The 15034-nt window shown below is 34.8% G+C and carries 8 protein-coding genes; all 8 read right to left on the reverse strand.

Going from position 1 to position 15034, the window contains the following annotated elements; genetic code table 11:
- Nucleotides 1–16: 16 nt before the first annotated feature.
- On the reverse strand, nucleotides 17–658 hold the full coding sequence (locus B0M43_RS21420; protein WP_123921740.1) for a hypothetical protein: 642 nt from the start codon (nucleotides 656–658) through the stop codon (nucleotides 17–19).
- Nucleotides 659–757: 99 nt separating this feature from the next.
- Nucleotides 758–1108 carry a hypothetical protein gene (locus tag B0M43_RS21425; protein ID WP_078005315.1) on the reverse strand — a complete coding sequence of 117 codons (351 nt, stop codon included), beginning with the start codon at nucleotides 1106–1108 and terminating at the stop codon, nucleotides 758–760.
- Between the two features lie 254 nt (nucleotides 1109–1362).
- A complete protein-coding gene (locus B0M43_RS21430; RefSeq protein WP_123921741.1) occupies nucleotides 1363–1845 on the reverse strand; it encodes a hypothetical protein in 483 nt (160 codons plus the stop codon).
- Between the two features lie 12 nt (nucleotides 1846–1857).
- Entirely contained in the window at nucleotides 1858–2199 is a 342-nt protein-coding gene (locus B0M43_RS21435) for a hypothetical protein (RefSeq protein WP_123921742.1), read from the reverse strand.
- 20 nt (nucleotides 2200–2219) lie between these two features.
- The gene (locus B0M43_RS24535; protein WP_168199974.1) at nucleotides 2220–2393 is read right to left on the reverse strand and encodes a hypothetical protein; all 174 of its coding nucleotides are present in this window, start codon (nucleotides 2391–2393) and stop codon (nucleotides 2220–2222) included.
- A gap of 241 nt (nucleotides 2394–2634) precedes the next feature.
- Nucleotides 2635–3138, reverse strand: a complete 504-nt coding sequence (locus B0M43_RS21440; protein ID WP_078005318.1) for a hypothetical protein — start codon at nucleotides 3136–3138, stop codon at nucleotides 2635–2637.
- On the reverse strand, nucleotides 3138–12965 hold the full coding sequence (locus B0M43_RS21445) for a SpvB/TcaC N-terminal domain-containing protein (RefSeq protein WP_078005319.1): 9828 nt from the start codon (nucleotides 12963–12965) through the stop codon (nucleotides 3138–3140). Before B0M43_RS21445 ends, B0M43_RS21440 begins: the two co-directional genes overlap by 1 nt.
- Before the next feature lie 83 nt (nucleotides 12966–13048).
- Nucleotides 13049–15013: a T9SS type A sorting domain-containing protein gene (locus B0M43_RS21450; RefSeq protein WP_078005320.1), complete on the reverse strand. Its 1965-nt coding sequence runs from the start codon at nucleotides 15011–15013 to the stop codon at nucleotides 13049–13051.
- Between the last annotated feature and the right edge of the window lie 21 nt (nucleotides 15014–15034).

The raw sequence follows: 15034 nt of genomic DNA on the forward strand, positions 1-15034 counted from the left end.
ATTATCACTCATAATTTTACTGGATTTTCTTGACTATATTTCCTTCTTTGTCGGTTACATTTGGTTTATGGAGTTCGTGCCATCTTTTTACAAAGGAATCAATATTTGCCATGTCTTTTATTACCAATTCCCTTAATTTATTCAGCTGTTTTTCAAAACTACTTTGCGTGGTATACTTTCCTATTTTATACTCGGGTAAAAAAAGCATGTAAAACAAAGGAGGGCCTTTGTAATCATCGCTCCTTAATTGCATACGAGTGGAATCATTAGGCGGCAGGTGAAAATGTATTCCGTCACACTCTTTCAAGTCTGAAATTGAATTTATCTTTTCATGAAGTTCGAAAATATTCAAGTCTATTTTTATTCGTTTCTCCCCTCTCAAAACAGTCAAAGTAATAATATGTAACTGATTTTCATTTGTAAGCTTGCATAACTCATAGGAGTATCCGCGAATATTAGGATCGTATTGTCCAAACCAGGATGTTTTGAAAGGAGATTTGACATATCCATTTTTTTCAAGTTCGGGAATGCCATAGTCTTTGAGAATAGTACTTCTAGTTGTCAGATGTTCTTTATCTGATATATTAAATTTATCTTTCATATTTAATACGTTTTCATAATCAGGAATCTGAATTCGTAAATCTATAAAAAACCTCACAACAATGTGAGGTTTTTATAGATTCTTTGTGAGGTTAAGAGAGATTATAAAAATACAAACGTTTTATCGAAGTCTTGACAGAGCTGAGAATGAAGTACATTATTTACTATTTTGTTTTTTCCTTTGCTTTAATGACCTTATTTCTCTTAAAATAATATATAGTATCGAAGTAAAAAAGAGAAATACTATTATTTGACAAAAAATGAAAGCTATATCACTACTTCCTAAAAAAGCACAGAATAAAGCCCCATACAAGTAAGACTGGGAATATAGTAATAACATAATCAGTTCACACCCACTACTACTTGATCCACAAATTATACTATTTAGAAATTTTTCAATTTCAAGACCTGTTAAATTGTCATAGGTTCCTATTAAAAAATATAAAGAGCAAAAAAATATTGCATTTGAAAAGCTTTTTTTATCAATTTGATTGATTTTTAAGTTCATTTTATTTTATTATCAAAGTAATTAGTCTGCCATATCCTTCAACTGCGGTGGGTAATCTTGTCATTTATTCCATAATTCAAGCCATTTTTGTTTTGCTCTTGGAGCTTCTCCTATTAGACCTGGAGCACCTTCTCCAGAGAATATTCCCTTACCTGAAGGAGTTTTCATATAAAGCTTTCTTCTTTTTACATAAACAAAACCCTTGATCCAAGTCTTTGCATCCTCTAATTTAATTCAGCATTCTATAAAAGTATCTACGTAGTATACATATAAATAAAAACTTGATGATCTACTGTAAAAAATAAAAATCCTCCAGTAAAAGGTGATTTTAAGAAACGATCCGGAAAATATACTTCAGATCGGATTCTATAATAATCGTCCTCTAAAAAGAAACTTTCTTTAATAGAATTAGTGAACCAAGGTTTTATAAAATCTTTATTCAAGTAAACCTTGTCTCCAATATTAACTTTATTCTTAGAATAATTTTCTTTTAGATTCTGATAGTCAGATTCTGATAGTTTCAAAATAACTTGCAAATCATAGTCATTTGGACCAATTGCTCTTCCTTTTTTTTGACCTAATTCGCTAATTGAAAATCTAACAGAAATAGGGTTTATGCCATCTATGTTTATTCTTTGTTTTAATTCATTAATATTACTATTTTCTATTTTTTCCTCTTTCATGCAAGAAAAAAAACAGCATATAATAATTAATAAGTGAAATAATTTAGTTTGCATTTTTTATTTAAATTAAGGTGTTTTTGTATTTGTCTTTACAGTCCACTTAACTGTATGAGTAGATGTTCCTTTTTGCATAAACTGCTTTCCTAATCCTGTTAATTCAAAATTTCCATTTGCATCATCCGGAGTTCCTGTAGCAATATCTGACATTCCAGGATTAAAATTATACTTGTCTTCAGCATGTATAGTTAATTTCATCGTATAGGAAATAACGCCTTTTTTCTCTACAGCGGTAACATCTGCACTCATCCAGAAATTAAATGCTCCAATAGCTTTTTGCCAATCTTCAGTATCAGGATATGGAAATCTTGAATCACTACTGGAACCTACAGGAAAACCTTCGCTCGACATCTGTATTTTTCCAGATTTTTTCAATAATTCTCCGGATCACCAGTAAACTCTGGTGTGGCATAAATACCCTGTTGTGTTGGAGGCCCCGGAGATACTCCTAAACTTTTTAGATAGGTATCTAATGCTCTTTGTTGTTCTGCTGTTAGTTTGGTATAATTAACTCTTCTGTCTGTATACCTAAGGGCTGAGTACAATTCTTTTATTTCGTATTCTCATTTTTAAACATAAAAAACTTCGCATTTCTGCGAAGTTTAATTTTTTTATTCTTTGTCGATTTTCTTTGACGGTTCGAAGTCGGGAGACTTCGAACAGCGGGGGTATAATTTAAAAAGTAAATATCATGAAACCTCCTTCATTATTTATGAAAAAAAAACGCAAACTCAGAATGACATTTACGCATTTTTATAAAACTCTTTAAAAAAAATGAAGTATAATTTAATATTTATCTAAATCATCAAATTCAATATTTGTAATTTTTGATTTTACTAGTATTTCATACAACTTATTGCTAATTACTTTAATTGCTGTATCTCCTAAACAAAAAATATCAGATCCATCCCAAGTTTCAAAATCAACTTTAATACTTCCATATACTCGATCTCCATCTTCATCATATTCAGATATAATGCCAGCCCTTCCTGTAATTTGAAAACCGTAATACTTCAACTCAACATCCTCAATAACAATAGGATAACAATCCCATCCTTTAATATTATTCTCTTCAAGAATATTTTTAAATCTTTCTGATATTGCAAAATTCCAAGGATCTTGATATCCAATCATATCAAAAAATATTTTACCTTCATCTACTTTAAAAATATTATTTTCTTTAAGAAATGATGGATCATCAAAGGACCCTGATGTTTCATATTTAACTTTTGCTTCTATTCTTACTGCACCTTTTTTATTACCTCGTACGAGTGTTTTTAATACTTCCATTATTCAAATATTTTTTCTATTCTTTTTGCTTCCTTTTGCAGTTGCTCTATTGTAGGTGTTATCCCTTTATATTTGTCCATAACTTTTTCCCATTCTTTCAAATGTAAGGCAGAGTTCTTACCTCTGTGTATTGAAGCCTCTAACCATTTCATATTTGCTGGATTATTGACATCTAAACCAGCCTTAGCAAAAAATTCAGCGAATTGCTTAGCTTTTGGGAAAATATGATGCGCATCCATCCCTTTGCCTAATAATTGAGTAAACACTTGTAAATTATGTCTATAATATTTTGCCGAAAATTTTGCTCCTCCTTCAATTAATTCTGCTGCACTCTTTTTTGCCATCACAGAGCCTTCTGCTTTCAGTGCAACTTTCATTTCAGCTTTTGACATTTTATACGCTCCATTTACAATGTATTTAGAGCCTCCTTCTAATAATACTTTACCAGTACCTTTCGCTAGTCCTTTTGCTATTGAGCCACTTCCAAAAGTAACACAATCTAATGCCAGTCCACCAACTCCCAATCCCAAAGTAACCCAATCTCCATCTCTTACTCCTCTATAAATATCCCTAGAGCTACCAATAAAAGGAATAAAATCAATAACATCGACCTGTTTACCATTTGGATCAATTAACCTTACTGGATTCTGATAACAATATCCGTAGGTGTTATGATTAAATGAATTAGATAGACCCGCATTATGATCATCGTCAAAATAAGTTTCATCTTCAATCACAGGGTTATATATTGACAGAGGATCAACATTTAACCACAAACTGGTTTTCATATCTAAATACCTAGCTCCATAATAGCTAAGATTTGTTTCTCTATCCAACTCCTTACCATTAAACAAATATGGCGTATTGAAAGAACTACTATGTTCTTCAAATAAAATCTCCCCAAAAGCAATATATTCCACATGTTGTGAAACAGAACCATTTTTGTTGCTAATATACGAAGTACTACCTAAATGGTCTGGATGAAAATAAAAAATATCGTTTTCAGGTAAACCAATTCCAGTAAATCCCTCACCAGCTTTCACCGTATTGGGCTCAATCGGAGGGCCAAATTGTACCGGAGGTCCAGGTACATCTCCCGGTGCATTAAAAATTGGGTTTCGCGGCCAACCTTCTGGTGGTTCCTTATTTTCCTCTACTGGCTTAATTACTTCAGTTGGATATGGATCTCCAGTAAATTCAGGTGTAGCATAAATTCCTTGTTGTGTAGGCGGTCCTGGTGGTACTCCTAAACTTTTCACATAGGTATCTAATGCTTTTTGTTGCTCAGCTGTTAACTTAGTATAGTTTACTCCGCCAGCTGTTATCCCTAAAGGCTGAGCAAAAGTTCCATTACCAAGTTTACTTACAACTCTTCCTGCACCTTCAAAATAATGTTTTGTAAATTTGCCTTTACTAATTACAAAATAAGGAGAAACGTATCCTGTGTAATCATCTGTATGCACAATTGTTGCTGCCGTTTCTCCGTTAATGGCTACATTTTGAGAATCTCCTGAACTTTTTATTACTCGTTCGCCTTTTGCATCATACGTATATTGGTGAATTCTTCCGTTATCATTTATTCCCATTAAACGATTTTCTTCGTCCCATGTCATTTTTCTGAATTTTTTTTCTTCCGTATAACTCGTGGGGTTTCCGTTGCCATCATACACATATTGACGTGGTTCTGCTTTTCCTGCTTCAGCAATTTTATTCGGTGCATTAGGATGCAGTTCGTTATCATAATTATAATCTAAAACATAACCTTTCTGTTCATTGTTTACCGTATGTACTAAATCCTTTTTTATGATGTTATGCATTTTGTTATAGCTCATATTCAGCTCATAACTTGCTTTGGTGAACTCACCTTGATACGTTGCTTTTGCCGATTTTAATCTGTAAAAATCATCGTATTGGTATTCATGGTTCGAAGTTCCACCCAAAGTATTGTTGACTACAGGTGCAACATTTTTAATACCTAAAACATTCCCAACCAAGTCATAACTGTACGAATTGTTGATCACTTGTCTGGTACCGCTCTTTACCTGCAATTGTTGTAATCTTCTCATTACAGCATCATAAGTATAGTTGGTCTCTGTATCATTACCGTACTTTAGATACTTGCGTTGCTCAAACTCGTCATAACCTAATTGTTTAATATAATCGTACGTATGGCTTTCTTTTTTACCCCGCATGCTTTGCAAGTTTCCTGCACGGTTGTAAGTATACTCTACAACCTCGCCGTCAGGATAGGTCATTTTCTGAATACGATTCCAGGTATCATACTCATATTGTGAAATGTAAGTTTGTACATCAGTTGGTGTAATACGAAGTGTACGTATTTCTTTTTCGACTTCACCTAATTTTCCGTAGAAAAATTCCTGACCACCGCTTGCATCCTGCACAAACCACAATCTTCCTCTACGTGAAGCTGTACCATCTGACTTGCCATAATTATATTGCACATTATTTTGAGGATTTTTTGGATATTTTATTGATTCTAATCTGTTATAATTATATTCGTATTGTATAGCCCCTCCATTCGGTACTGTGTTTTTAATTTCCTGTGTAATACGAGAAGTTAGATTACCAGCTAAATCGTAATTTAAGGTCGTTGTCCCTGCATCAGGAGTTGTAAATAAAGTACGCCTTCCCAACCAATCATAACTACTTTTGGTAATATGATTCATAGCATCAGTAACTTTGACTTTTTCACCTAATGCATTAATCTCAAAATTAGTTATTAGATCATTTTGCATAACCATTATATTCTGGCCTGTTGCATCCGTTTGGGTTTGTGTAGATTTATTTAATGCATCTGTTTGAATTGTACGCAGTGTTGAAATTCCATTATAATTATCCAAAGCAAAAGTTGTAGTATTACTACTGCCATCCGGTAAGGTTACTTTAATAGCTCGTCCTACCTCATCATATTCTGTTTTAGTTGGTGCTACTGCGGATACTGCAGTACTAAAATTATTGTCTATCGTAGTTGTCGTTGTTGGGTAATAGCTTGCTACTGGTCTACCTAATCCATCATAAATAACTTTTCCTGACACAATTTGTGCTTCTTGATCAGGACTACCAACCTGAGTAAATAAACTAGCTGTTTTTTTAACTTGAATTGCCCTTTCTAATCCGTCAGTGTAGGTATATGTTTCAATATCCTTGTCTAATTCAGAATCATAATTACGAGTTCTGGCATATGGTACCTTTGCATTTGGAAAATATTCATATGCAATAGTATATGGCTTTCCAGCAGCAATTTCATATGGTCCTCTAATACTGCTAATTCGTCCATTAGCATCAAGCGAGTAAATTGTACTTTGATCATTACGATCAGTAGTTTTTAATAATGTATTAAAGCGATAGTCATATTCCATTTTATTCTGATAACCAAAAGCATCCTTTATTCCAATTAAGTGACTATAATTATCTGAATCATAAGAATATTCTAATGTCATTCTCTGTGCTTTATGATTAGAAGCACCTGTAATCTTTTGAAGATTACCATAAATATCATAAACAATATCAGTAATTGCAATCTTATCAGCTGCAATATAATTTTTTATTTGAGTGACTTCAGCTGTGCTTGTATTGATGATTGTAGCTCTTTTACGCCTCAAACCCTCATTTGTAAATACTTCTAACTGTTTAGGAATTCCTCCAAAATATGGTGTAGTACTTTCATAATAACTTATTTTTGAAGTCACCCTATCATCAACACTTCCATTTCCTAAATCTTCATATTGTATAATGTTTCCTTTGGCATCGTATGTATTAAAAGTATTAGTTTCAAGATAATCATTTCCCCCTTCATATATTTTTTGATTAGTATGAGTTAATGCTATAAAAATACTTTTTGCATCACATAAAGCTAAATTCAGTTCTGATAAATTAACATTTGTCTGCGTCGCAACATCTATAAAACTATATTCGTTTTCTGATTCCTGACGCATTTTATTGTTTTTATCTAATGTGTAACCACGTTTTAAGAGATTTTTACGGAAGTAATCCTGATTGTAAAATTCCTGAATGGAAGTCGAAAAAACCGAATTGTCAGCAGTATCAATTTGTTCCTGAATGACTTTTCCGAAACCGTAAAATTCTCTTTCACGACGATCGTGATAACCGTCTTCGTATCTGAATTTTGCAATAGAATGGTCACTACCATCCCCCACATGTCCGTCAAAAACATCAACAGATTGTAGAACCCATTTAGCTGACGGATTTTCGTAAGTTGGTTTCAACAGTTCGTAATCTACCACATAACTGTTTCCGGCACCATTGGTTACACTTTTTAGTTTATTGGTTCTTTTGATATTGGAAAGGCGTACTACTAGATTATCTTCATCTTTTGATAAGATGTAATCTAAGTTTCCATCACCGTCAATATCTGAAAAAGAAGCTTCGGAACGGGAAGTACTGGCACCAAAACTTCCTCCAAAACTTGGGGTTAATTTCATTACGACAATTGGCGGAATTAACGGAATATCATATGATGCTCCAACACTTCCTCCGTAACTTACACCCGTATTTCTGGTCATCGCTTCATAACGAGGATAAGTAATAGCAGGGGCAAACGAGTTACCCATATTTAATTCGACCAAAACAGTATTGTCTCTGTATTCAATTTTATCTGCCAAACCATCTCCATTGATATCTAAAAATGAATGGCTGTTGTCTGACGTGCTTCTCGAATAATTAAGTCCTCCTGAAAAAGATCCGTTCATAACGCTGTATCCGGCACTTCCACCAATATCAAGCGAAGTTCCTTTGTTAATTACATTCATGTTTTCCCAACGCTCAGCCTGCAAAAATCCGTAACCGGTATTAAAGGAAACTGTTTCATTGGTTTCGATTCTATCTGCAAGTCCGTCACCATTAATATCTGAAAATATTTGTTCAGAGCGATCTTCTCCTTTACCAACATTACCTCCTAAACTGATTGTTCCTCCTGCTTTAAGAGCGTCTTGTATACTGGCATTTGAACCAGAATTAAATTTGACTTTCCCTTTGCTCACAGTCATTTGCAATGAACTTTGCGGTGCGCCGTGATTATAACTTCCTGACAAACTTCCGCCTGTACTATTGGTCTTAGAATGACTAAAATCGCCTATATTGGTAACATCACTGCTTTTTCCTCCAATCGGAGTGGTATATTGTACCTTACTATCGATTATGTAATCCGGAAAACCATCTCCGTTTAAATCACTCATGGTTTGAACTACATAAGTATCACCGGTAGATTTTGTCAAGCCTCCGCTAATACCTCCTGCACCACCACCTACTCCTGCACCACCACCAATACTTCGGCTTTTGCTTTCGTTGATCATATCAAGCGCATCAGTTTCACCTCCTGATAATGGATCTGTTAATGGCGAAGAAAAATCAGTATATTCTGCAAAGTCATCTTCTCCTAAACGATTGGTTCCCATAAACTCATTTTGAATAAAACTGGCTTTTTCACCTCCGTATAGAATGTTATCAGAATAAACAGCGCTCATAGGCAAAAAATACTCTTTGCCTGTATCGAATTCTCCCGGCATGTTTTCAGGATCTAAAGTATTTGGATCCGGAAAATTATTAGGATCAATACCGCTATTGTTTTCAAACTTAAGTTTTGTCTGATCTATCAGATTACCAGCAAGATTACCATTCACAATAAAACGTCCCCAATTTTTATATTGTAAACCAAAATTATATTCGGTTTCGCTTAAATTAGTATAGATTGAAAAATCATTTGTCGCTTTTTCCCATAACACCGGAAGTGCAGGATCTGTAACTGAATCTGTTATTTCGTAATTGATGTTTAACGCTCCCAACTTAGGATATGTAGTTAAAACTTCATTAAGTACAGGATCGCTTACATATACTTCTAAATCTATCGGTACATTTTTTTGTGTATCCGGATAAGCATAATTCAAATCAGCAGTAGAAGTAGTAAGACTCAAAACACCATTTGTAACAGTATAAGTTGTTCGGCCCACTAGCAAACCATTTTGTTTCGCAGTTAGTATTACATTTCCGTTATATCTGGATCTATTCAAACTGGTAGTCAATGTATAATCTGTAGTTTTTACAAACAGCTTCAATTTACCCGTAACGTCTGGTTTTACGCCATCAATCACGTAATTTCCATCAATTTTAGAATAAAAACTATGCCCAACATCCACCTTACGAATATTATCTTCAGGTCTCGTATTTGGTATATTTGGCAAAATCACTGATGGATTTGCAAATAATAATTTTGGATCGATATTAGTCGAAGATTCAAGGGTGGTTGTAACAAATGTGTTATCGTCAGGAATTGCAAAAACCAGTGTTTGCAAATTAAAGTCAACTACTTCTGATGCTAAAAATTTACGCTCATATAGAATTGTTGTTCCTGCTGTATTAATTACATTTTTTACAATTTTTAAAGTGATGTGATCCGAGGTAACCGGTTTCTTAAAAGTCCCTGAAAATGTTATTGTTCCTGCTTTTGGCACTACAATAGAATTGGCCTGGCTGGCAAAGAAATCTGTTGCTGCATGAAAATTTTTCAGCGTGATTAAATTCGCGTCTTTGGCTGTAGCATTTATTGTTTCTAAAGCATTAGAAATTTCGGTTCTTTTTTCAACCTGAGTATATTCGATTTTAGGATCCCAAGTTACTTTATCGTAATTTCCATCTTTTATAGAACTTATTCTAAAATACAAACGTTCTCCTTTCTCGACATTAAGTGTTTGAGCTGGTTTTGATTTTTGAGTATAATCTAAAGCTGTAATGACTTCATCCCAAATTAGAATATTATTTTTTTGAAAATACAAATGTACTCCATCAGCTTTATCTAAACCATTTCTTGTTTTGTATTCTTGTCTTTCTTCAGAAAGATCTTCTAAAAGCTGATAATTTTGATTTAATATAATGGTACCTTTTGCAGGAGCCTGCCATACGCGAACTACATCATGCAATGGGTTTTTATCTAATAACTGCTGAAGTTCTAAGGTTCGGTCCGGCATAGTAAGTGCCAAATCTCCACCACCTGAAACCGGAGAAGGGGTTTGTGAACTTGATGGCATAAATACAGGAACGCCATTTACAATTCGATTATAATACACCTTTCCATTATTCACAAAATCAACTAATCCGTCACCATTAAAATCCATAAAATAACTAAGCGTTCGATTGGTTGAACGCTGTTCGTCGTAACCAACATTTGCCGAAGCAACTCCAAAACCAACACTGGCATCTACTCCCCAGCTAAATGATTTGTTTTTGTTGATCCCAAGATTTTTTATTCCCTCAATTTTGACCGCTTCTCCAAATGAATTAGGCTTAGTCGCGTGTAAATTTTTACGATAATACACATTACTTCCAATTCTAAATATTTTATCTGGATATGAATCTCCATCTATATCTTCGAGTACAATCGAAGTTTCTGATTTCCCCCAATTGTTTCCTCCATGGGCACCAATAGTATTATTTTTAAAAGTACCAAAAGTTGGTAATCCTACACCTATTCTGTAATTAATACCCGTTGAAGTTCCGTTAGTACTTCCCGCTAAAGTATGATTGCTTTCAAACTCTTTAATTCCTGTAAAGCCTTGTTTAATATCGTCTGTAGGAACATCCCAACTCTGCTCCGGCCCAAAAGGATTATATTTCCCTGAAGCATCACGAACATCATCAAAATAATCCATTGTATTGGTGTAAAACAATTTCGATTCAGAATCGTATTCTGAAATCGATTCCAGCAATGTTTTCTTAAAAGCGCCTTCTTTATATTTAAGCTCGTAACTGCGAACCATATCGCTTTTGTAGCGTACTTCGATTTTGCGTAATAACTGATTGTTGAGTTGTTTGAAACCTAATCTTGCCGAAAGCTGAACATCTGCACGGTTGGCTTCGCCTAAATCACTGTTTTTTACAAAAGTGACGCTGTAATTTCCTTTTTGTGAACCAAAACCGGTATAATATACTTTTTTAAGATAGAGTTCTCCGTCCTTTTTATCGTATTCGTATTCAACTGTATTTCCTTTTAGATCGACCTGAAGACATAGTGCCCAATGTCCGATATTTCCGGATCCATCCTGTAAAACTGCATCGGTTGAAAGTCCTGACGCGTTTCCACCGTAATAACTGGCTACTCCGCTTTTATCCCTTACTACCCAATAATAATTTTTAGGAGATGATCCTTTACGGATAATTTGCTGGAAGGCGCCTTCTCGTCTTGGATAAAACTGTTTGTCGGTTGTTCTTCCTACCCATTCGGCTCTGTGCGAATTGGGGATCAATTGTTCTCCGGCAATGGCGTAAGTTTCAGTTTCTTTTGATGCATCGTATCGTGGTGCTCCCCAACGGGTTTCGATACTTACTGCAGGTGCCGAAATATCCCAACCCATACCTGCCCAGCTATGACCGCCATCACTATCATATTGAAGGTTAAATGAAGGCTGCATACCGCCTCTTCCGTTTGGAATCACGATTGAAAATCCTGTACTGGCCGTTCCTCTTCCGTTTGCAGAAGGTGGCGCGATAGACTGAATTCCAACCAGCGGACTCGCCGCTTTTAAATCTTTGATACTTGTTGGGGTATAACCTGAAGTCTCGGGAGATTCCGGCATTTTTATAATTCCGGCAATAAAATCGGTAAAATGAGTCGTTCTGGCCTTAATAATTCCTTGTTTGATATCCAAAGAGTCTTTGGTTACTTCCTGCCATAATCTTTTATTTTCATCAAAATAAAATACATTAATATCTTTCTCGGTATAACCTTCCGGGATTGTTTTTTTGTCATAAGGCAATGATAAGGTTACAGCCTTTTCGAAAATAGTTCCGTGTGGCAATAACCTGAAACCTGCATTAGTTCCTGTAACGTTGACCATGGCAGAATTTAGCGGTGCAATATCTATTTTTCGAAGTCCGCTTACCGATACTTTTACATTTGTTTTTAAAGCTCCAACAGGAAAAACTGCAGAGAAATCTTTGTAATCTAATGTATTAACGGTTTCAATATTGATGGTTTTAGCAATGCGCTCTTTTGCATTTTCGAGTGGTCTGTAACCCGGAACTTTCAAAAATTGATTGAGTTCTAATTTTTCATTTACAATAACTCCGGTTGCCGTCTCTTTGGTTACTAAAATAGATTTTCCTGTAGTTGCAGCATCCAAAACCAATTCGAATTCCGGTTGGTTCACATCAATGGAAATTCCGCCAATGCTCATTTTTCTGATTTGAGAAGGAAAATTGGTTCCCTTTATATAAAGTTTATTGTCTGATTTTAATAAAGTAAAGTCAGCCGAAGCAAGAGCAGTTTTATAAACAATACGAACATTTTTTATTCGGTATGAATTTGAAATTCCTTCCGGAGCCGTAAACAATACAACGTTGTCTCCTTCTCGCAATGACTTTTCTGAAAGTAACTCAGATTGTTTGCTCCAGTTTTTATTTTGAGATACAAATTGCCCTCCAATACTAGGCTGATTGTTTAAACTTCTTGAAATAGAAGCTGCCTGATCGTAACCGTACAAGTCATATTCCAGATACGCATTTTCTTCCTGAGATGGCAAAGCATCTACTTTAAGATGAAAAACATTATCGTAGGCATCATCAACATCAGATTCATCCTTTATTCCTATAATACCTTCGGCAATATCTGCACTAAACGACTTTGTGTTTTTAGTTTCGTTTTTAAGAATCGCTATCGAATCTGCTTTTGCTTTTTCAATAATCAATTCGTCATCATTACCTTCAGTAAATAAAGAAACTATTTTGTAGGGACCAAAATTGGCGGCAAACAAAAAAGAACCTATTAAAAATACCAGTATTATAATTTTATTTTTCATAAAGTAGGGTAATCAATTATGGGGCAATCTGTTTATTTTTTCAAGTTGCAATTCTTTTAATCTGTTTAAAAACCAGATTTGAATTACTTCACAATCACTTTGAACGTTTTGGTTCCAAAATCTGAACTTACGTTTACTAAATACATTCCTGAAGCACTTTTTATAACATCTTCATACAAATAGGTTTCTATCTGGCTGAAATGTTTTTGTTTTAAAAGCGAACCTGTTGGCGTATAAATACTAATGTTGGCATTTGTCTTTTTAGGGAATTGCATTGCAACAGAAAAACGGCCGTCTGTAGTGGGGTTTGGGTATAAAATAAGTACGCTGGAATTTGTTATTTCTTTTCCATCAGTAGCAACAGCAATTTTGGTAGCGGTTTTACATTCCTGATTGTTTACCAATCTAAGTTCATATGCTCCCGGTTGATCGATCAGTATTTTTGGGTTATCATCTATAAAATCACCCTCATAAAACCATTGGTATTCATAATTTCCTTCTGGTAAACCGGCACTGGCATCAAGAGTCAGTGCATTTCCGTCTTTCAATAGATAATCTGGTTTCAGGTTTGGGAATGTTCCCTGTTTATCAGCCACAAAAACAGTTTCTGAGTACAAATTTCCTTTTGCATCCCTTACGATATAATCATAAGTTCCTGATGAAAGCTGTACTCCTGTTGCACTTTTTGCTGCCTGATTCCATTGTTTTACTGCAACTTCACTGCCTTCTTTTTTTACAGTAACGGTAAATGGGGCCTCTCCGCCTTCTATAGCATAATTTAATTGCCCTGATCCTGAAACACCACAAGTTGCCTCTGTAATCCAGACACGGCTGAACATTTCCGGGGCGACTTTCAGCGTAAATTTGGCTTTGCCAGATTTTTGCTTGTCCCAGTTAAAATCATTCAATACCAGTTTTTCCTGGCTCGAAGTACTGGCTAACTTAACATATTCTGAATCTTTTTCGTCATAAGTTCCTTTACCGGAATAGTCTACTAGCAACCAGTAATAAGTATCTTTTGGTAAAGTGCCTTTTATGAATTTTGGATTTAATGTCCAGTCAAGACTTAAATCGGTTGGGTTGGTAAAATCCAGCTGCCACTCTTTGGCGATTCCAATAGGTTCTCCCTGCTCCTGTTTTTTTACCAGAAGATTTTTCCCGTTATCACTCCAAAAAGCAAAATAATTATCCGGAATAGTATTCGATTTACTTTTAAGTCCAATAGTCAGGAGTCCTTCATCGACCATATTACTGCTTTTGGGTTGCAATAATCCGCTGGCATCATCACGCCCTACTGCAGTAATCGAATTTTCAAATCCTTTATGCTGGTTGATGTCCCAGATGGTTTGACCTTTGCTATTCAGATAATTTTTGATATCAAACTGTGACAACGAAATACCATATTTTACCGCCAGATAACTTGCCACTTTTTGAGTTTCCAGACCTGACAAAACCCTATTGTAAACCAGAATCTCGCTGATGTTTCCTTTGAATTCTTCGGGGGGTAATTTATCAAATTTTGACTTCTGTCCAATAGTCAGCAACGATAACTTTGCAACACTATCTGTTACATTTTGTTGAAAGAAATGAATATTAGCTTTATTGGGTTTTATTTTCTCCTGATAGGTTTGATACGAGTATTTTTTTAGATCAACCAACCGTTTATTGGTGGCTACAGAAAGTGTTTTTTTAGTATCGTTTATGGTCCATAAAAATTGTTCTTTCAGACTGTCTTTTACTTTATACACCATAAACAGCGTTTGTTTTCTTTTACTTTCTGTTCCCAAAGGTAAAATCAAAGAATCTTGTGTGCTGTCGAAAACAATACTTGGGTTAAAATTAAAAACTGCACCGCTATGTTTTCTGGCCGATATTTTGGCTTCCTTTTTTGTCAGACTTTCCCAATAATAAGCCTCACCATTATTTTGGGATTTAATCCAAAATTGTGGCTCTTCAACTAATCCGGGCAGCACTTTTTGCTGAGAAAAAATTAAATTACTCGTCAACAAGGTTACAAAAACGGATATTAAAAAAATCTTTTTGTACATAATTTTTATGTTTAAATGAGA

Origin of the sequence: Flavobacterium sp. KBS0721, from assembly GCF_002007065.3 — a bacterium.
Lineage (GTDB): Bacteria > Bacteroidota > Bacteroidia > Flavobacteriales > Flavobacteriaceae > Flavobacterium > Flavobacterium piscis.